The organism is Sphingomonas suaedae (assembly GCF_007833215.1).
In the GTDB taxonomy this organism is placed as follows: domain Bacteria; phylum Pseudomonadota; class Alphaproteobacteria; order Sphingomonadales; family Sphingomonadaceae; genus Sphingomonas; species Sphingomonas suaedae.
Window position 1 is genome coordinate 853,630 of record NZ_CP042239.1, and the last position, 18,924, is coordinate 872,553.

Annotated in this window: 18 protein-coding genes; 7 read left to right on the plus strand and 11 right to left on the minus strand. The window is 64.8% G+C overall.

Annotation, left to right across the window (positions count from 1 at the left end):
- Positions 1–2 precede the first annotated feature (2 nt).
- From FPZ54_RS04040 to FPZ54_RS04085, 10 genes are all read right to left on the minus strand, one after another.
- Positions 3–1,283 carry an MFS transporter gene (locus FPZ54_RS04040; protein ID WP_145845195.1) on the minus strand — a complete coding sequence of 427 codons (1,281 nt, stop codon included), beginning with the start codon at positions 1,281–1,283 and terminating at the stop codon, positions 3–5.
- Positions 1,284–1,363: 80 nt separating this feature from the next.
- Entirely contained in the window at positions 1,364–2,413 is a 1,050-nt protein-coding gene (locus FPZ54_RS04045; protein WP_145845196.1) for a DUF5694 domain-containing protein, read from the minus strand.
- Positions 2,414–2,446: 33 nt separating this feature from the next.
- Positions 2,447–3,064, minus strand: a complete 618-nt coding sequence (gene eda, locus FPZ54_RS04050) for a bifunctional 4-hydroxy-2-oxoglutarate aldolase/2-dehydro-3-deoxy-phosphogluconate aldolase (protein ID WP_145845198.1) — start codon at positions 3,062–3,064, stop codon at positions 2,447–2,449.
- The gene (gene glk / locus FPZ54_RS04055; RefSeq protein WP_145845199.1) at positions 3,061–4,032 is read right to left on the minus strand and encodes a glucokinase; all 972 of its coding nucleotides are present in this window, start codon (positions 4,030–4,032) and stop codon (positions 3,061–3,063) included. The genes eda and glk overlap by 4 nt, the downstream gene beginning before the upstream one ends.
- A gap of 137 nt (positions 4,033–4,169) precedes the next feature.
- Complete coding sequence (gene edd / locus FPZ54_RS04060; RefSeq protein ID WP_145845202.1) at positions 4,170–5,993, minus strand: phosphogluconate dehydratase; 1,824 nt, start codon at positions 5,991–5,993, stop codon at positions 4,170–4,172.
- 90 nt (positions 5,994–6,083) lie between these two features.
- On the minus strand, positions 6,084–6,794 hold the full coding sequence (pgl, locus tag FPZ54_RS04065; protein ID WP_145845204.1) for a 6-phosphogluconolactonase: 711 nt from the start codon (positions 6,792–6,794) through the stop codon (positions 6,084–6,086).
- A 47-nt stretch (positions 6,795–6,841) separates the two neighbouring features.
- On the minus strand, positions 6,842–8,299 hold the full coding sequence (zwf, locus tag FPZ54_RS04070; protein ID WP_145845205.1) for a glucose-6-phosphate dehydrogenase: 1,458 nt from the start codon (positions 8,297–8,299) through the stop codon (positions 6,842–6,844).
- Positions 8,300–8,433: 134 nt separating this feature from the next.
- Positions 8,434–9,369: an N-acetyl-gamma-glutamyl-phosphate reductase gene (argC, locus tag FPZ54_RS04075; RefSeq protein ID WP_145845206.1), complete on the minus strand. Its 936-nt coding sequence runs from the start codon at positions 9,367–9,369 to the stop codon at positions 8,434–8,436.
- Complete coding sequence (locus FPZ54_RS04080) at positions 9,366–9,698, minus strand: SH3 domain-containing protein (RefSeq protein WP_239019705.1); 333 nt, start codon at positions 9,696–9,698, stop codon at positions 9,366–9,368. Before FPZ54_RS04080 ends, argC begins: the two co-directional genes overlap by 4 nt.
- Entirely contained in the window at positions 9,676–10,041 is a 366-nt protein-coding gene (locus tag FPZ54_RS04085) for a MarR family transcriptional regulator (protein ID WP_145845208.1), read from the minus strand. Before FPZ54_RS04085 ends, FPZ54_RS04080 begins: the two co-directional genes overlap by 23 nt.
- A 213-nt stretch (positions 10,042–10,254) precedes the next feature.
- Between FPZ54_RS04085 and secG the strand changes: the two genes are divergently transcribed.
- Both secG and FPZ54_RS04095 read left to right on the plus strand, forming a co-directional pair.
- Positions 10,255–10,611 carry a preprotein translocase subunit SecG gene (secG, locus tag FPZ54_RS04090; RefSeq protein WP_145849562.1) on the plus strand — a complete coding sequence of 119 codons (357 nt, stop codon included), beginning with the start codon at positions 10,255–10,257 and terminating at the stop codon, positions 10,609–10,611.
- An 82-nt stretch (positions 10,612–10,693) separates the two neighbouring features.
- A complete protein-coding gene (locus FPZ54_RS04095; RefSeq protein WP_145845210.1) occupies positions 10,694–12,331 on the plus strand; it encodes a CTP synthase in 1,638 nt (545 codons plus the stop codon).
- A gap of 85 nt (positions 12,332–12,416) precedes the next feature.
- Here FPZ54_RS04095 and FPZ54_RS04100 read toward each other — a convergent pair whose 3' ends face one another.
- Entirely contained in the window at positions 12,417–12,881 is a 465-nt protein-coding gene (locus tag FPZ54_RS04100; protein ID WP_145845212.1) for an Hsp20 family protein, read from the minus strand.
- Positions 12,882–13,132: 251 nt separating this feature from the next.
- Here FPZ54_RS04100 and FPZ54_RS04105 point away from each other — a divergent pair, with 251 nt between their 5' ends.
- The 5 genes from FPZ54_RS04105 (at position 13,133) to FPZ54_RS04125 (ending at position 18,922) form a co-directional block, all read left to right on the plus strand.
- Positions 13,133–15,586 (plus strand): TonB-dependent receptor, encoded by a 2,454-nt coding sequence (locus FPZ54_RS04105; RefSeq protein WP_145845214.1) that lies wholly within the window; start codon positions 13,133–13,135, stop codon positions 15,584–15,586.
- Between the two features lie 412 nt (positions 15,587–15,998).
- Entirely contained in the window at positions 15,999–17,249 is a 1,251-nt protein-coding gene (locus FPZ54_RS04110; RefSeq protein WP_145845216.1) for a lipoprotein-releasing ABC transporter permease subunit, read from the plus strand.
- On the plus strand, positions 17,242–17,916 hold the full coding sequence (locus tag FPZ54_RS04115; protein WP_145845218.1) for an ABC transporter ATP-binding protein: 675 nt from the start codon (positions 17,242–17,244) through the stop codon (positions 17,914–17,916). The genes FPZ54_RS04110 and FPZ54_RS04115 overlap by 8 nt, the downstream gene beginning before the upstream one ends.
- Before the next feature lie 41 nt (positions 17,917–17,957).
- Entirely contained in the window at positions 17,958–18,446 is a 489-nt protein-coding gene (locus FPZ54_RS04120; protein WP_239019706.1) for a hypothetical protein, read from the plus strand.
- Entirely contained in the window at positions 18,443–18,922 is a 480-nt protein-coding gene (locus FPZ54_RS04125; protein ID WP_145845223.1) for a glutathione peroxidase, read from the plus strand. Before FPZ54_RS04120 ends, FPZ54_RS04125 begins: the two co-directional genes overlap by 4 nt.
- The last annotated feature ends 2 nt before the right edge of the window (positions 18,923–18,924 follow it).

Consider the following 18,924-nt stretch of genomic DNA (forward strand, 5'->3'; position numbering starts at 1 on the left):
GTTCAACCAGTCCGGCGTCCTACTCCAAGGCGCGGCAGCACGATCAGAAAGGCCAGCGCGCCGACCGTGAGCACGCCCGCGAGCATCGCCATGGGGGCGAGGGTGCTGCCTGTATAGTCGCGGACCATCGGCACCGCGTTCTGCGCTGCAAAGCCGCCGAGATTGCCGACCGAGTTGATGACCGCCAGCCCGGCTGCGGCATGGGCGCCGCGCAGCAGGCCCTGCGGCACGCTCCAGAAGACCGGCTGGGCGGAGAAGATCGCGGCGGCGGCGATGCAGAGGCAGGCGAATTTGAGCGGCCCTCCCGGGAGCGCAACGCTGGCGAGAAACCCGGCGGCTGCGACCAGCATCGGTGCGGCGATATGCCAGCGGCTCGCTCCCCACCGCGCGGCGTGGCGAGGAACGGCCCAGAGTGCGACCGCGACGAGGATCCAGGGGATGACGTTGATGAGGCCGTTCTGGATGTTCGACGCGCCGAATTCCTTGACGATCGTGGGTAGCCAGTAGCTGAGGCCATAGGCGCCGAGCGGCATTGCGAAATAGAGGATGGAGAGCAGGAGGACGCGCGGATCGGTAAGCGCGCGCCAGGCTGAGCCGGGGTCTCCGGCGGGAGCTTCTGCGGTCAGCGTTGTGGACAGCCACTGTTTCTCGGCTGCGCTAAGCCAGTTCGCTGCGGCGGGTGTGCTGGGCAGCTTCCACAGCACCACGGGGGCGAGCAGCACTGGCGGCAGACCGGTGGCGATAAACACCCATTGCCATCCGGCGAGCCCCGCCAGACCGTCCAGTTCCAGCAATGCGCCGCCGATCAGCGATCCCACGGCATTGGCGAACGCGCTGGCGATCATGAACAGCCCGACCATCCGCGCGCGATGCGCCTGGGGATACCAGAGGGTGAGGAGATAGAGCACGCCGGGGAAGAACCCTGCCTCCGCAACGCCGAGCAGGAAGCGCAGCACGTAGAACATCGTCGGGCTTTGCGTATAGCCGAGTGCGATGGTGATCAGGCCCCAGGTGAGCATGATCCGGGTGAACCACACCCGCGCGCCAACGCGGGCGAGGATCATGTTGGCCGGCGCCTCGAACAGGAAATAGCCGAGGAAGAACAGGCTGGCGCCAAGGCCATAGGCCGCTTCGGACAGGCCGAGTGCGTCGACCATCTGAAGCTTGGCATAGGAGACGTTCTGGCGGTCGATATAGGCGAGGAGGTACATGGTGCAGAGCAACGGCATCAACCGACGGCTGATCTTCGCAAGCGTCGCCTGCGGCGAAACCGCGTTGCTCATCTTTCACCCCCTCCGCCGCGGCTCGCGTTGTCGCGGTGCCAGTCAGTGTCAGGGTAGCGCTAACAGCGCTGGAACGCATGTTATTTCAGCACGGTCTCCGCATCGACCAGCCGGACGTCATGCATCTGGCGCAGATAGGCGTCGAAATAGGGCTTGTGCGATGCGCCGACGATGGTGAGCACGCGCGAACCCGGCGCGGTGACGAGCGTTTCGCGGATTTTGGCGACCATGCGCAGGTTGCGGACTTCCCAGCTGCCGACATATTGCCGTCCGAAGCGCTGGGGCGACGGGTCGCGGAGCGCGGCCCCGAAGTCGCTGCGGTAGATCAGCGAGAAGGTCCGGGGATCGTTGTAGCCGCGATAGGCGGCGAGCAGCCCACCGGGCGATTTCATGCCCGCCATCAGCTTCGCGTCGGCGGCCTTGCGCTGCCTGCTCGCTTCATTGTCCCACTGCGCCTGGATGGCGGTGCCGAACGCGGCTTCGTCGGCGATCACGAAGTCCGACGTGTGGTCATCGACATAGTGGAGGCGATCGAGCCCGAGCCGGGCCGCGAGCGGGGCGGCGATCGCATAATCCTCATTGTGCCGGACCCGGACCTTCTCAAGCACCTCGACCAGCGCGGCGTCGAGCCCGTCCGCCGCGATGCGTTCGCCTGCGGGCAGGCGGAGCCATTGGACGAGTGCAGAGGCGCGCTCACCCGCTGCGAGGAACGTGGCGGCGAGGCGGCGGCGCGCAGCGGGTGCGGGGTTCGGACCTAGCGCGGCGAGCAGCCGTTCCGATTCGACGACGGCTTCCGGGACGTCGAGGCCGGTCGCGGCGCGGGCGGGAGCAGGGTCCCAGCAATAGTCCGCTACGGTGCTCTTCCACCGTGCGGGATAGGTGCGCAGATAGGCGCATTGCGCGCCGGACAGCGCCTCGATCGTGATGATCTGGGGCCGATAGGCCGCCAGTTTGGCAAGCAGCGGCTCGAGCGTGTCGGGATAGTGATCGGCGGGGATGCCGGAGAGGTGGGGCGTGCCGAGCACCAGGACCTGGTTCGGCGGGTCGAGCGGCGGCTGTTCCCGAGCGGGGTCGAAGGTCTGCGGTGTGGCGACGGCGAGCGCCAGGAGCGTGAGGACTGGTGCGAACATGGCCTACTGTATTATATTGGCAATACAGCGCCGTCAACGCATCGCCGCCGCCTCCTGCGCAAGCGCCTGAACTTCGGCCATGCTTGCACCCTTGGGCGTTACCCAGCTGCCGCCGACGCACAGGACTGGATCGAAACCGAGCCAGTCGGGGGCGGTGGCGGGGGTGATGCCGCCGGTGGGGCAGAATTTGGCTTCGTAAAAGGGGGCGGCGAGCGCCTTGAGCGCCTTCAGCCCGCCGCTGGTCTCCGCCGGGAAGAATTTGAAGTGGCGCAGGCCGAGGTCGTAGCCGCGCATGATGTCACCGGCATTGGCGACGCCGGGAAGGAAGGGGACGCCGCTGTCGACGATCACCCGGCCCAACCGTTCGGTCAGGCCCGGCGAGACGATGAATTCGGCGCCCGCATCCATCACCTGCGCGAACTGATCGGTGTTCACCACCGTCCCCGCGCCGACGATCGCGCCCTCGACCTTCTTCATCTCGCGGATCGCGTCGAGCGCGGCCGGGGTGCGCATTGTCACTTCGAGCACCTTGAGACCACCCGCGACCAGCGCTTCGGCCAGCGGGCGGGCGGTCGCCGCGTCGTCGATGACGAGGACGGGGATGACCGCGCTGGTCCGCATGATGGTTTCGATGTTCGCAATTGGGCTCATTGCGTATGCTCCTGCGCATAGGCCGCCGCCGCGCCGTAAAGGCCGGGCTGGGGGTGGGTGATCAGCTTGACGGGGATCGAGGACATCAATCCCTGGAAGCGCCCCTTTGCGACGAAACGCTGTGCAAATCCAGAGCCGAGCAGGTGATCCTTGAGCCGGAAGCCAAGGCCACCGGCGATGACGACGCCGGTCGGGCCGTGTGCAAGCGCGAGGTCGCCCGCGACCGCGCCGAGGCTGAGGCAGAAGCGGTCGAGCGCGGCGACGGCGAGGCTGTCCTTGCCCTCCAGCGCCAGCGTCCAGATTTCCTTGTCGGACAGGCTGTGCACCGCCTTGCCCTCGATCTGCGCGAGCGTTTCGTAGATTGGGACGATGCCGGGGCCGGACACGATCCGCTCCGCCGAGACGCGGGTGTAGGTCGAGCGGAGGCGGCGCACGAACGCGTCCTCGATCCCGTCGAGCGGGGCGAAGTCCATATGCCCGCCTTCGGTCGCGATGACGTGATAGCCGCCATTGGGGGGACGGAAGACCTGCGCAACGCCAAGCCCGGTGCCGGGGCCGCAGATGGTGATCGATCCGTTTTCCGGCAACGCTGTCACCGGGCCGCACAGATGGACGAAATCGCTGTCGGGGAGCTGGGCGACGGCATGACCAATCGCGCCGAAATCGTTGATCAGGCTGTAGCTGTCGACGTCGAGCCGTTCGTGGATCAGCGGCGGGCGGATGATCCACGGATTGTTGGTGAGCTTGATCAGCTCGTCATTGATCGGCGAGGCGATGGCGATCGCGGCGGCGCGCGGCATATCGCGACCGAATTCGCGCGCCGATGCCTGCCAGGCGAGCTGGAAGCTGGCGTGATCGGCGGTCTTTTGCGTGACCGGATCGCCGAGCGAGACGACGCGGCCATTCTCGACCTCGGCAATGGCGAAGCGGGCATGGGTCCCGCCGATATCGACCGCTACGACTTCCAACTTTGTATCCTCTCTAACTTCGTCATCCCCGCGAAAGCGGGGGCCCAACTCCTGACCGTTTCACCAAGTGGACGGCGCGGGAGATGTGCCCCCGCTTTCGCGGAGGTGACGGCTTGGTTTGTGGTGAGCGAAGACGATCACAACCCAGCCGCGGCGAGCATTGCCGATCCGCCGGCTTCGGCCTCGCTCGCGCCGTGACGCATCATCGCGAACAGCTCGCGGCCGCTGCCCAGATCCGGCGGCGGCGCGGCGGCGAGATCCCTTGCTTCCCATTCGACCGGATCGACCAACGCGGCGAGTTCGCCGGTCTCCGCGCAAACACGCACGATATCTCCATCGCGGAGCTTGCCGATCGGGCCGCCGCCCAGCGCCTCGGGCGAGAGGTGGATCGCGGCCGGGACCTTGCCCGACGCGCCGGACATGCGCCCGTCGGTGACGAGTGCGACACGGAAGCCGCGATTCTGAAGGACGCCGAGCGGCGGGGTCAGCTTGTGCAGCTCGGGCATCCCGTTGGCGCGCGGCCCCTGAAAGCGGACGACGACCACGACGTCGCGATCGAGTTCGCCCGCCTTGAACGCGTCCTGCACCGCCTGTTGCGTATGGAATACGCGGCAGGGGGCCTCGATCGTCCAGCGGTCGCGCTCCACCGCGCTGACCTTGATGCAAGCGCGGCCTAGATTGCCCGACAGAATGCGGAAGCCGCCTTCGGGTGAGAAGGGGGCGTCGATCGTCCGGACAATGCTGTCGTCGCCGCTGGCCTCGCCATGGTCTGACCAAGCGAGCGCGTCGTTCTCCAGCACCGGCTTCCTACCATAGGCGGCGAGTCCGTCGCCGAAGGTGGTCAGCGTGTCGCCATGGAGGATGCCCGCCTTGAGAAGCTCGCGGATCACGAACGTAGGCCCGCCCGCATCCTCGAACCCATTCACATCCGCCGAGCCATTGGGATAGACGCGGGCGAGGAGGGGCACGCTGCGCGAGAGGCGGTCGAAATCCTCCCAATCGATCAGGATGCCTGCCGCACGCGCGATGGCGGGCAGGTGGATCAGATGGTTGGTCGACCCGCCGGTGGCGAGCAGCACGATCGCCGCGTTGACGATCGCACGCTCGTCCACGACCTCACCGATCGGACGGTAATCGTCGCCGTCCCAGCCGATCTGGGGCAGCCGCTGCACCGCCGCCTTCGTCAGTTCCTGACGTAGCTTGGTGCCGGGATTGATGAACGACGCGCCGGGGACGTGGAGGCCCATTGCCTCCATCATCATCTGGTTGGAATTGGCGGTGCCGTAAAAGGTGCAGGTACCCTTGCCGTGATAGGCGGCGATTTCGGATTCGAGCAGCTCCTCGCGGCTCGCTTTGCCCTCAGCATAAAGTTCGCGGACGCGGGCCTTTTCCTTGTTGGCGATGCCGGTTCGCATCGGCCCGGCAGGGATCAGGATCATCGGGAGATGACCGAAGCGCAGGGCGCCCATGAGGAGGCCGGGAACGATCTTGTCGCAGATGCCGAGCAGGGCAGCGCCCTCGAACGTATTGTGGCTGAGCGCCACCGTGGTCGACAGCGCGATGGTGTCGCGGCTGAACAGCGACAGTTCCATGCCCGAATAGCCCTGCGTCACGCCATCGCACATCGCCGGCACGCCGCCCGCGACCTGCGCCGTGGCGCCGGCTTCGAGCGCCCAGATCTTCATCTGTTCGGGATAGCGGTAATAGGGTGCGTGGGCGGAGAGCATGTCGTTATAGGCGGTGACGATCCCGATATTCATGCGGTTCGCGGGCTTCATCGCGTCGCGCTGCTCGTCCGTCCCGGCATAGGCATGGGCGAGGTTGGCGCAGCCGAGGCCACGGCGGCTGGTGCCGCCCTCGCGCTGCTGCGTCATCAGGTCGCGATAGGCGGCGCGGCGTTCCTTCGAACGCTCGATGACGCGGTCGGTGACGGCGGCGATTTCGGGGTGGAGTTGGGTCATGGTTTCAGCCTTCAGCCGTTTGCCCTGAGCCTGTCGAAGGGCAGGGGAATATCCTGTGCTTCGACAAGCTCAGCACGAACGGCGCTTGGGTCATCCCTCCAGCCAGTGAATATCGACCGGCAATTCGGTCTCGGCCAGCACGCGGCCGATCGGGTAGCTGCTGGACGCGCCCTGCTTGATCGCCTGCTCGAGCACCTTGCGCTTTTCGGCGCCGGAGATCGCGATCATCAGCGACTTGGCGTTGGCGATCGCGGCGGATGAGAGGGTGACGCGTGCGACCGGCGCCTCGGGCGGCAGCGGATCGGGCATCACGCCGAGCGCGCGACGCTCTTTCGGCCCGTTGAGCGCCTCGTCGAGGTCGGGGCCGGGGAAGATCGAGGCGGTGTGGCCGTCCGCGCCCATGCCGAGCAAGACGAGGTCGAGCGGCCAGTGATGATCGGCGAGCCGCGCATCGGCGGCGCGACCAACCGCTTTGTAATCCTCCGCCTTCTCACTCACCAGCGGGACGACGCGCGCGCCCTTGGGGATGAACACCTTGCCAAGGGCGGTGACGTTCGACAGCGGGTCGCCCAGCGGGACGATGCGGTCGTCGGTGGGGACGATCGTCACCCGTTTCCAGTCGAGCTTCGCCGAAGCGAGCTTTTCATAGATGGGGGCAGGCGTCTTGCCGCCCGCCAGCGCGATTACCGCGCCGCCGCGGGCGTCGATCGCGCTTTCGATGATGAAGCCGATATCGCCCGCAAGCGCATCGCTCCACTCGTCGGCGTCCTCATAGTCCCACCATTCGATTTCTTCGGCCATCGGTAACTCCGTGATTTCGGGCATCCCCCTGTAAGCGGGAGGGGGCGCTATTCGTTCCAGGTCACGCCGTCGCGTTCGGTGAGCGCGATCGCGGCGGAGGGACCCCAAGTGCCCGAGGCATAGGGTTTGGGCTTGACGTCCGCCATGTCCCAGCCTTCGCGGATCGCATCGATCCAGGCCCATTGCGCCTCCACCTCGTCGCGGCGCACGAACAAGGTGGGGTCGCCCTCGATCAGGTCAAGCAACAGCCGTTCATAGGCGATGCGGCGGCGCGTGCCGGCAAATTCGGTGTCGAGGCTGAGGTTGAGCGGCACTTCGCGCAGGCGGATGCCCTCGCGGTCGAGGCCGGGTTCTTTGGCCATGACCAGGAGGCGGACATATTCCTCCGGCTGGATACGGATGATCAGCGTGTTCGATTGGAGCACGCCGCCGCGCTCGGCGAAGATCGAATGGGGGACGGGCTTGAACTGGACGACGATCTCGCTGCGCCGTTCGGTCATCCGCTTGCCGGTGCGCAGGTAGAAGGGCACGCCCTGCCAGCGCCAGTTATCGACATGCGCCTTGATCGCGACGAAGGTTTCGGTGCGCGAGGGTTTTTCGAGTTCCTCGGCATAGCCCGCGACGATCTTTCCGGTCGACGCGCCGCCAGTATATTGGCCGGTGACGGTGAGGTTCGCCGCTTCCTGGCCGATGATGGGGCGGAGCGAGCGCAGCACCTTGACCTTTTCGTCGCGGATTGCGGTGCCGTCGAAGCGGGCAGGGGGTTCCATTGCGATCAGCGCGAGCAGCTGGAGGATGTGGTTCTGGACCATGTCGCGCAGCGCGCCGACATCGTCATAATAGCCCGCACGCCCCTCAAGCCCGACGGTTTCAGAGACGGTGATCTCGACATGGTCGATCCCGGTCGCGTTCCAGATCGGCTCGAACAGCGCATTGCCGAAGCGCAATGCGAGGATGTTCTGGACGGTTTCCTTGCCGAGATAATGGTCGATGCGAAAGGTGCGGTCTTCGGGGAAGACGCTGGCGACCGCGTCGTTGATCTCGCGGCTGGACGGCAGGTCGGTGCCCAGCGGCTTTTCGAGGCCGATCCGGACATTGTCGCCCGCAAGCCCCGCCGAGGCGAGACCCTTGATCGTCGGCTCGAACAGCTTGGGCGCGGTCGACAGGAAGATGGCGAGACCGCTGGAGATGTCGCCGAGCTTTTTCGCGAGATCGTCGAACCCCTCGATCGTCGAGGCGTCGAGCGGCTGATACTGGATGCGGTAGAGGAAGCTGGCGATCGCGTCCGCGTCCTTGCGGTCCTCGGGCAGGAAGGTTTCCAGCGCCTTGGCACAGAAATCGCGATACTCGGCATCTGACAGCGTTGACCGCGCGGTCCCCGTGATCGTCAGGTCTTCGGGCAGGAGATCATCGGCGTGGAGGCCGTAAAGCGAAGGGATCAGCATCCGCTGGGCCAGGTCGCCCGTGGCTCCGAACAGCAGCAGCTTGCCGAATGGCTGTCGCATCGATCCTCCCAATGTCTTGTCGTCGCTGCCCTAGCAGCGGATATGCCGCTTGCGAAGCGCGCATACCTATGTGGTGCTAAAGTTGGTCCGGCTTTGCTGGACCCGTCACGGCACCGGACCGGTGCCGCACCGACTCAAAGCACCAGCCCCGCCGTCTGGTCGAACCCGGCCATGATGTTGAGATTCTGCACTGCCGCGCCGGCCGCACCCTTGCCCAGATTGTCGAGCGTCGCGATCAGGCGCGCATGGCTGCGGTCGGGGCTTCCGAACACGCGGACCGACAGGCGATCGGTCCCCGCATCCTCCTCCAGCCGGACAAGCCGGGTTTCGCCGTCATCCTCGACCACGCGTACGATCGGTGAGTCGCGATAGGCGTCGGCCAGCACCTGCGCAATTTGCGCGGGCGATGGCTTGCGCGGGAGGTAATAAAGGGCGAGCGGCACCTCGATCAACATGCCGCGATAGGCGCGGGCGACCGCAGGCATGAAGATCGGGGGATGCTCCATGCGGGCATGTTTCTGCATTTCGGGAAGATGCTTGTGGTCGAGATCGAGGCCGTAGGAACGGAATCCCGTAGTCTCCGTCCCGTCCTCGAATTCGGCGATCATCGTCTTGCCGCCGCCCGAATAGCCCGAAGCGCCGCTGACGGTGACCGACCATTCAGGAGGGACGAGACCGGCGCGGACGAGGGGGCGGACCAGCGCGAGGAAGCCGGTCGGCCAGCAGCCGGGATTAGAGACGCGCGGTGCCTCGGCAATCCGCTGGGCCTGGGCGGGTTCGAGTTCAGGGAATCCATAGGTCCAGCCGTCGGCGACGCGATGCGCGGTCGAGGCGTCGATGACCCGGGTCTCCGGATTGTTGATCAGCGAAACGGCCTCCCGCGCCGCATCGTCGGGCAGGCAGAGGATGACGAAGTTTGCGGCGTTAAGCGCTTCGGCGCGCTTTTTCGCATTCTTGCGCTGGGCATCGTCGAGTGCGATCAATGCGATCTCGTCGCGCCCGGCGAGGCGTTCACGGATTTCGAGGCCGGTCGTCCCCGCTGCGCCGTCGATGAAAACCGATACCGTCATGCCGCAACCCCCAGATCCGAAGCGAGAATATAGCCCACCCGGCCAACGCCCGGCGCGCTGCCCCACGCAAATCCGCCGGAAATTTCCAGCACTTCAAAGGGATCGCCGGGGCTTAGCGTTGCCAATATATCGGCATCCGTCTCGCGGCCCGCACGCAGCGGCGTTTTCGCGGCGGCGACGTGAAGAACGGGGGCGGCATAATGCGGCGCGAAGACACGATCGGCGAGCCTGATGTCTGCCAGATCGCGACGGGCGGCCTGGGTCAGTGGATCGATCGCGACCGACCGACCGGTCAGCGCGAATCGGTTACGCCGAGACGGAGCGCTCAAGGGTTGCGCCGACGCCGCCTTCGCCGCTGACGAATTGTCCGAATTCTGCAAGAAACTCCGCCCCTTCAGGTGTGCGCGCGACGAAGATATTCCGCTTGTCGGTCTCGTCACGCTGGCGGCGCAGATAGCCGAGCGCGCCCAATCTGTTCAAGGCGCGTGTAACTACGGGCTTCGACACGTTCAGCGCACGCGCCAGTCCGCGCACCGTATGTGGGCCGGAGTCCAGATAGACGAGCAGCATCAGCGCCATCTGACGATTGGTCAGATCCGGCTCGCCCGACCGTACATAATCGATCAATGTCGACTTCCAGTGATCGAGCGAATGGTCCGTCATCGCATTCATCGCAGCTACTCGTCATTCCGTTACACGCCCGGAAGAATGCCGGGCCGTCCGCGACATGAACGTTCCGATTGCATTCGGGTTTCAGCGACGGCGCGAAATGTTGCGTTTCCGGGACGATCCCGGGGCGTAAAGGCGCTGCGAACGGCATCAAGGACGGTTGATCGATCGGCGCGGGTTCACTATGTGGCCGCTTTCCCCCGAAAGGCCGTCATGCTGTTCACCTTCCTTCTCGTCGTTCATGCCATCATCGCCGCGCTGCTCGTGACGGTGATCCTCATGCAGCGTTCCGAAGGCGGCGGCCTGACCTCGGGCGGCAGCCCGTCAGGGCTGATGTCGGCGCGCGGGGCGGCGAATTTCCTGACCCGCTTCACCGCGATTCTGGCGGGATTGTTCGTGGTGATGAGCATCGTGCTCGCGGTTCTGGCGGCGACGCGCGGAAGCAGCGAGATCGATACCAGCCGCGTGACCGCGCCTACGTCGCAATCCGCGCCCGCGACCGTCCCGGCGGCACAGCCCAGCGCGGCGCCTGCCGCTCCGGCGGACAACAGCGCCGTTCCGCTCGCAAACTAAATTCCCGGCGAAATTTTATTTGGCGGCGCCCGGAGTCGGGCGCTTGCCCCCATTCGTGCTTCAAGGATAAGCGGTGACTCCCATGACGCGGTATATTTTCATCACCGGCGGCGTGGTCTCCTCGCTTGGCAAGGGCCTGATGGCCGCGAGCCTCGCCGCGCTGCTCCAGGCGCGCGGGTACAAGGTCCGCATTCGCAAGTTCGATCCCTATCTCAACGTCGATCCCGGCACGATGTCGCCCTACCAGCATGGCGAAGTCTATGTGACCGATGACGGGGCGGAGACCGACCTCGATCTTGGCCATTATGAGCGGTTTACCGGGGTTGCGAGCCGCCAGTCGGACAATGTGACCTCTGGCCGGATCTACAAGACAATCATCGAGCGCGAGCGGCGTGGCGACTATCTGGGCGCGACCGTCCAGGTGATCCCGCACGTGACCGACGCGATAAAGGACTTCGCCCAGGCGGAGACCGAGGATCTCGATTTCGTGCTGTGCGAGATCGGCGGTACCGTCGGCGACATCGAATCGCTGCCGTTCATCGAGGCGATCCGCCAGCTGAAGAACGAGCTTGGTCGCGGCCGATCGATCAGCGTCCATGTCACGCTGGTGCCCTATATCAAGGCGGCGGGCGAGCTGAAGACAAAGCCGACCCAGCATAGCGTGCGCGAACTGGCGTCGCTGGGCGTGCAGCCCGATGTACTGGTGTGCCGGTGCGAACAGCCGCTTCCTACGGGGGAGCGGGCGAAGATCGCCCAATTCTGCAACGTTCCGGCGAGCGCCGTGATCCCCGCGCTCGACGCGGCGAGCATCTATGCGGTGCCGCTGCAATACCATGAAGAGGGGCTGGACAGCGAAGTGCTGCGCGCATTCGGCATCGAGCCGGGCGCGGCGCCCAACCTGTCGCGCTGGACCGACATCACCGATCGCCTGTTCAACCCGGAGGGCGAGGTGACGGTTGGCGTCGTCGGCAAATATGTCGGCCTTCCCGACGCGTACAAGTCGCTCAATGAAGCGCTGGTGCATGGCGGCATCGCCAACAAGGTGAAGGTCAACATCCGCTGGATCGATGCCGAACTGTTCGAGAAGGGCGACGATGCCGAGGTGGCGGCCAATCTGGAACCGTGCCACGCGATCCTGGTGCCCGGTGCGTTCGGGTCGCGCGGCGCCGAGGGCAAGATCGCCAGCGTCCGCTTCGCGCGGGAGCGCAAGGTCCCCTATTTCGGCATCTGTTTCGGAATGCAGATGGCGTGCGTTGAAGGCGCGCGGAATATGGCGGGGATCGCCGACGCCTCGTCGACAGAATTCGGCCCGACCCAGGAGCCGGTGGTCGGCATCATCACCGAGTGGATGAGCAAGGACGGGATCGAGAAGCGCGAAGAGGGCGGCGATCTGGGCGGTACGATGCGGCTGGGCGCCTATCCTGCGAAGCTGACGGGCAATTCGGTGGTCGCATCCATCTATGGCGGCGAGTCGATCAGCGAACGGCACCGGCATCGCTACGAAGTAAACACCGGCTATCGCGAACGGCTGGAGGCGGGCGGTCTGGTCTTTTCGGGCATGTCGCCCGACGGGATGTTGCCCGAAATCGTCGAGCGGCCGGACCATCCCTGGTTCGTGGGTGTGCAGTTTCACCCCGAACTCAAGTCCAAGCCGTTCGATCCGCATCCCTTGTTCGCCAGCTTCATTGAAGCGGCGGTGAAGCAATCGCGACTGGTCTAGACATGAAAAAGGGCGCCCGGAACCAGATGGTCCGGGCGCCCCATTTTGGCGACGCGCAAGGGGTCAGCGCGCCGCCGGGGGTGCCTTAAGCGACGTCGCGATGCTCGATCGCGGTTGCCTCATTGCGGCCGCCGATGGCGATCTTCTTGGGCTTCATCGCCTCGGGAACCTCGCGGACCAGTTCGATCACGAGCAGCCCGTCATTGAGATCGGCCGATTCGACGCGGACGAAATCGGCCAGTTCGAACCGGCGCTCGAACCCGCGATTGGCGATGCCGAGATGCAGCATCTGGGCCGCTTCGTTATCCTGCGACTCCGCCTTGCGGCCCGCGACCAGCAACAGGTTCTGCTGGGCGGTGATCTCGATCTCTTCGGCCTTGAAGCCGGCGACGGCGATCGTGATGCGATAGCGGTCGTCCGAGATGCGTTCGAGATTGAAGGGCGGGTAATTCTCGCTGCTCGACTGGCGCGCGGTCGCTTCGAGCATGTCGAAGAGCCGGTCGAAGCCGATGGTCGAGCGGCGGAAGGGTGTCAAGTCGATCTGACGCATGGTGATATCCTCCAAATGAGCAATTTCAACGTCTTATGGCATCCGGTTCATCCGCGATGCCAGGTTTTCACGGCCCCGAAAGCGCCGTGCATCGCTGATTTGGGAAGCGCGTAGCTGCTTTCAAGGGGCGTTCGATCGGCCGATTTCATCAGATAAAGCCTAGCGGTTAGATAGGAATAGAATCCCTTTGTCGTTAAATCCTATCATATGAGTGGAGTTTAGGCGCTGACGAGAACAAAGGGAGTGACTTCATGCGCCTTCATTCGATTACCTTGCTGCTCCTTAGCGGCACCTCAACCAGCGTTCTTGCGCAGGAGGCGCCCGTCACCGCCGGACCGGCCCGAGACGTGGTGCGGGATCAGGAGCGCGACCGGGAATCCGCCGAAGCAGGGGCGCCATCCGAGATCGTCGTGACAGCACGGCGGAGAACCGAAACCGCGCAGAATGTCCCGATCGCGATATCCGTCGTCGACAGCGGCCAGATCGACAACACCGGCAGCTTCAATGTCGGACGGTTGCAGCAATTGGTGCCGACCCTGCAATTCTATTCGTCCAACCCGCGCAATACTGCGGTGAACATCCGCGGAATCGGCGTTCCGTTCGGGCTAACGAGCGACGGGTTCGAACAGGGCGTCGGAATCTATGTCGACGACGTCTATTATTCGCGGGTCGCATCGGCGACGTTCGATTTTCTCGACGTCGCGCAGATCGAGGTGCTGCGCGGGCCCCAGGGGACGCTGTACGGGAAGAATACGACCGCAGGCGCGATCAATATCACGACGAACCAGCCGACCTTCGATTTCCTCGGCAAGGCCGAAGCCAGCATTGGGAATCTGGACTTCAAGCAGGTAAAAGCGGCGGTTTCGGGGCCCCTGTCCGACAGCATCGCCGCGCGTCTTGCGCTGTCTGCAACCAGCCGTCGCGGGACGATCTTCAACGTCACCAGCGGCAACTGGATCAACGAACAGGACAATATCGGCCTGCGCGGGCAGGTCCTGTTCCAGCCGCGCGACGATCTCGCGATTACTCTGACTGCGGATTACAGCAGCCAGAATCCCGAATGCTGCGGCACGGTTTATGTGCGCACCGGCGCGACCCAGCGCGCTCTGAACCGGCAATATGCCGCGCTCGCGGCCGCGCAGGGCTATACCGTCGTAAGCACGGATCCCTTCGCGCGCCTGACCGATCTCGATTCCGAATTGAACTCGGGCAACAAGCTGGGCGGCGGATCGATCAAGGTGAAATGGGATGTCGGGCCGGGTACGCTGACGTCGGTGAGTGCATGGCGGTTCTGGGACTGGAAGCCGGCGAATGACCGGGATTTCACCGGCCTTCCGATCGTCACCCAGTCGCAGAACCCGTCGCAGCAGGACCAGTTCACGCAGGAATTCCGGTACAATTATACGGGAAGCCGCTTTGACTTCGTCCTGGGCGCGTTCGGTTTTTATCAGCGGATCGACACGCAGGGCACGACCCGACACGGCGCTGCGTCGAGCCGGTGGAACATCAATCCATCGAACCCGCTCGCGAACGATGCGTCGGTGCTCGACGGGGTTACCGCCTACAACACGCAGTGGCTGAAGAGCACGAGTCTGGCGGTGTTCGGGCAGGCCAGCCTCAAGGTGACCGACGCACTCACCGTTCAGCCGGGAATACGCGTCAACTACGACAAGAAATCGGGCTATTATGATCGCACCGTCTTCGACGGGCAGGGGAATCCCGTCCTGTTCGGACAGACCGATCCGGCCAAGCTGGCACAGCTGGCGATCTTTTCCCCACAGCGGAGTGAAACCGAGTTCGGCGGGTGGAATCTCTCCTATGACCTCACGCTAAGCTATCGCCTCGCCCGCGACATCCTCGCCTATGCGACCTATGCCAAGACGTTCAAGACGGCCGGGATCAACCAGAACGGGCTGCCCGCGGACGCGGCGGGCAATCCGATTCTTTCGGCCGGGACCATCAAGCCCGAGTCGGTCAATCATTATGAGGCGGGCATCAAGGCGCAGTTCTGGGGCCGGCGCGCGACGCTGAACCTTGCTGCCTTCCGGACCGGTATCGAGGATTACCAGGCCACGGTGAGCAACGGCCAATTCGGCGTGCTGCGGGGATATCTGGCCAATGCGGAGGCGGTGCGGTCGCAGGGTGTCGAGGCCGATCTGTCGATCCGGCCCAGTGAGCGTTTCAGCGCCTATGCGAGCGGCGCCTATACCGACGCCACCTATCGCGAGTTTGCCGATGCGCCGTGCCCGCCCGAGCTTTCCGGGGGCGCCATTGCGGGACCCGGCCAGACCCCGAGCGCGCCCGGAACACCGGGTGGGATCAGCCCCGCGAATTGCGACATCTCCGGTCAGCGGCTTCCCGGTGTGTCGGAATGGAGCTTCTCCTATGGCGCGGAGGTCAATGCCCCGGCGACGCTGCTGGGACAGGCCGGGCAGATCTATCTGGGATATGACGGCAGCTACCGGTCGAACTTCTCGTCGAATCCCTCACCCTCGATCTACACCTGGATCGATGACTATGATTTGTCGAACATCCGCGTGGGTTTTCGCCACGATGATGGGCTCAACATCTACGCATGGGTGCGCAACGCGTTCGACACCGAATATTTTGAGCAACTGTCGGTCGCGCCCGGCAATGTCGGCCTGATCGCCGGCCAGCCGGGAGATCCGCGTACCTATGGCCTCACCATCGCGCTGAAATTCTAGAGAGACACGGACGTGACTGCCCCGCGCGACGGCCAAACCCCGCGCCTGGAAGGAACAAGGGGAAGGGGTTGCAACAAAGGCTCGAGCAACGCCTTTCCTCGCCCAGTTTTGGACGGGCGATCGGGGCCGGAAATGTCAAACGCCCGGGCCGTTTCCGACCCGGGCGCCTGCGTGACGATGCCTCGTCAGCCCCCTTAAGTGGCCACCTCCGCCCGCACGTTCCTTTACAGAACGGGGCTGAAAGCGCCTCCCCGAACCACGGCCGTTGCCATTGCTTCGTAGGGCTTTGCTACGGCCATGCCGGGGACTTGTCACCGGTCGATGCGGCATTCGGGACTCTTTGCGTTCACCCTGTGTTTATTTGGCAACAGCGCGATTGCACGCACCCGCACCGCGCCCTAACACCGCGCCTATGTTGCTTTCCCGATATGAACGGATGATCGCGCGCCGCTACCTGCTGCCAGGGCGGGGGGAGGCGTTTATCTTCCTCGTCGCATCGATCAGCCTGGTCGCGGTGATGCTGGGCGTGGCGGCGCTGGTCATCGTGATGAGCGTGATGAACGGCTTTCGCGCCGAGCTGTTCGACAAGATCACCGGGCTGAACGGCCATGCGGTGATTCAGGGCTATGGCGGGCAGTTGCGCGACTGGCGTGAGATCGTCGCCGAATCGCGCAAGACGCCGGGCGTGGTCAGCGCCACGCCGCTGATCGAGCAGCCGCTGATGGCCGGGTTCCAGGGGCGGGTCGAGGGCGTCCTGGTGCGCGGGATGAATGTGAGCGATATCCGCGAAAACCCGACGCTGAACCGCAATGTCGTGCTGGGATCGCTCGGCGAGCTTAAACCCGGATGCGAATGCGTCGCGATGGGATCGCGCCTGGCCAACGCGTTGGGCGTATCGCTGGGAAGCAGCGTTTCGCTGATCAGTCCGCAGGGGCCGTCGACCCCGTTCGGCACCGTTCCGCGAATCGTATCCTATCGCATCGCCGCGATCTTCGAGGTCGGGGTCTACGACTATGACAAGGCGTTCGTCGTCATGCCGATGCAGGATGCGCAGACCCTGCTGCTGATGGGCGATTCGGTCGGGATGGTTGAGATCGACACCGAGGACCCGGACCGGGTCGGCGAGATCCTGGCGCCGCTGGCACAGAAGGTCGCGGCGACGGGCCAGCTGACCGACTGGCGCACGCTCAATGCGACCCTGTTCGAGGCGCTGGCGGTGGACCGGCTGGTGACGTTCACCGTGCTGTCGATCCTGATCCTGGTCGCGGTATTCAATATCCTGTCCTCGCTGATCATGCTGGTGCGGGCGAAGACGCGCGACATCGCGATCCTGCGGACGATGGGGGCGACGCGGAGCGGGTTGATCAAGATCTTCGTGACGGTTGGGACCACGATCGGATCGCTGGGGATCGTCGCGGGGCTGATCCTCGGCTTCATCCTGCTTTATTTCCGCCATGGGGTGTTGAGCTTCCTCGGCTTCGTAACCGGGCAGCAGATATGGGACCCGACGATGCGCTATCTGACCGAATTGCCTGCCAAGACCGATCCGGTCGAGGTGGCGGGGATCGCGCTGATGGCACTGGGGTTCAGTTTCCTTGCGACGCTCTACCCTGCGTTCAAGGCGGCGAGTACCGATCCGGTTCAGGTGCTGCGCTATGAGTGAGCCAGTGTTGCAGACGATCGGTCTCAAGCGCGCCTTTATTCAGGGCGGCGCGACGATCCATGTCTTGCGCGGCATCGACCTCACGGTCGCGCCGGGCGAGATTGTCGGACTGCTCGGCCCGTCGGGTTCGGGCAAGTCGACGTTGCTTCAGGCCGTCGGCCTGCTGGAAGGCGGGTTCGAGGGATCGATCCGCATCGCCGGGATCGAGGTGAGCAAGCTGGAGAGCCATGAGCGCACCGTCACGCGCCGCGACAAGCTCGGCTTCGTCTATCAGTTCCACCATCTGCTGCCCGACTTCGACGCGATCGAGAATGTCGAGCTGCCGCAGCTGATCCAGAACGCCACCTTCGCCGATGCGCGGGCGCGGTCGGAGGCGCTGCTGACCGCGCTGGGCCTTGGCGCGCGGCTGACCCATCGACCGAGCCAGTTGTCGGGTGGCGAGCAGCAGCGCGTGGCGGTCGCCCGCGCGCTCGCCAACCGGCCGACTCTGGTGCTGGCGGACGAGCCCACGGGTAATCTCGACGAGAAGACCGCCGATGTCGTGCTCGCCGAATTCCTGCGGCTGGTCCGCGGGGAGGGCGCAGCGGCGCTGATCGCCACGCATAACGAGCGGCTCGCGGCGAAGATGGACCGGGTGGTGCGGCTGCACGAGGGGCTGCTGGAATAGCGGAGGCGGATATGCGTGGATGGCCGGCATGGGTTTTGGCTTTGGCAACGCCAGCCGTTGCTCAGACTGCGCCGCCCGGGCCGCCACCGCCCGGCTGCACCGCGCCGGAATTCAGGCAGTTCGATTTCTGGGTCGGATATTGGGATGTCTATCCAACCGGCCAGGACCAGCTGGTCGCGCAGAGCCGGATCGAGAAACTCTATAACGGCTGTGTGATCCGCGAGAACTGGATGCCGCTCAACGGTCAGACCGGCGGAAGCCTCAACACCTGGGTCGCGAGCGCGAAGCAATGGCGGCAGTTGTGGACCGATTCCTCCGCCAGTTGGGCCGAGTTTAGGGGCGGATATGACGGCAAGGCGATGGTGCTGACCGGGACCGGCCTTGCCCCGAACGGTGCGCTGACCCGAATGACCTATTCGCGCGGCACCGACGGGGCGGTGCGCCAGCTGGGCGAGAACTCCGCTGATGGCGGCAAGACATGGATGCCGAGCTTCGACTTCACCTACCGACCCGCCAAGGAGGCTAAATGAGCGCGATTACCGATATTCCCGTCACCGCGGCGGACGGCACGCAGACGACGCTGGCCGATCAGGCGGGGAAGGTGCTGCTGATCGTCAACGTCGCGTCGAAATGCGGGTTTACGCCGCAATATGAGGGGCTGGAGGACTTGCACCGGCGCTTCGCCGGTCGTGGGTTCGCTGTGCTGGGCTTTCCCTGCAACCAGTTCGGTGCGCAAGAGCCGGGCAATGCGGAGGAGATCGCGAATTTCTGTTCGCTGACCTATGACGTCACCTTTCCGATCTACGCCAAGATCGACGTCAACGGTGCCGATGCGGCCCCGCTCTACCGCTATCTCAAGAGCGCGGCGCCCGGGTTGCTGGGGACCGAGGGCGTGAAGTGGAACTTCACCAAATTCCTGGTCGACCGCGACGGGAAGGTCGTCGAGCGCTATGCGCCGCAGACCAAGCCCGCCGATATCGCCGCGGATATCGACCGGTTGCTGTAACC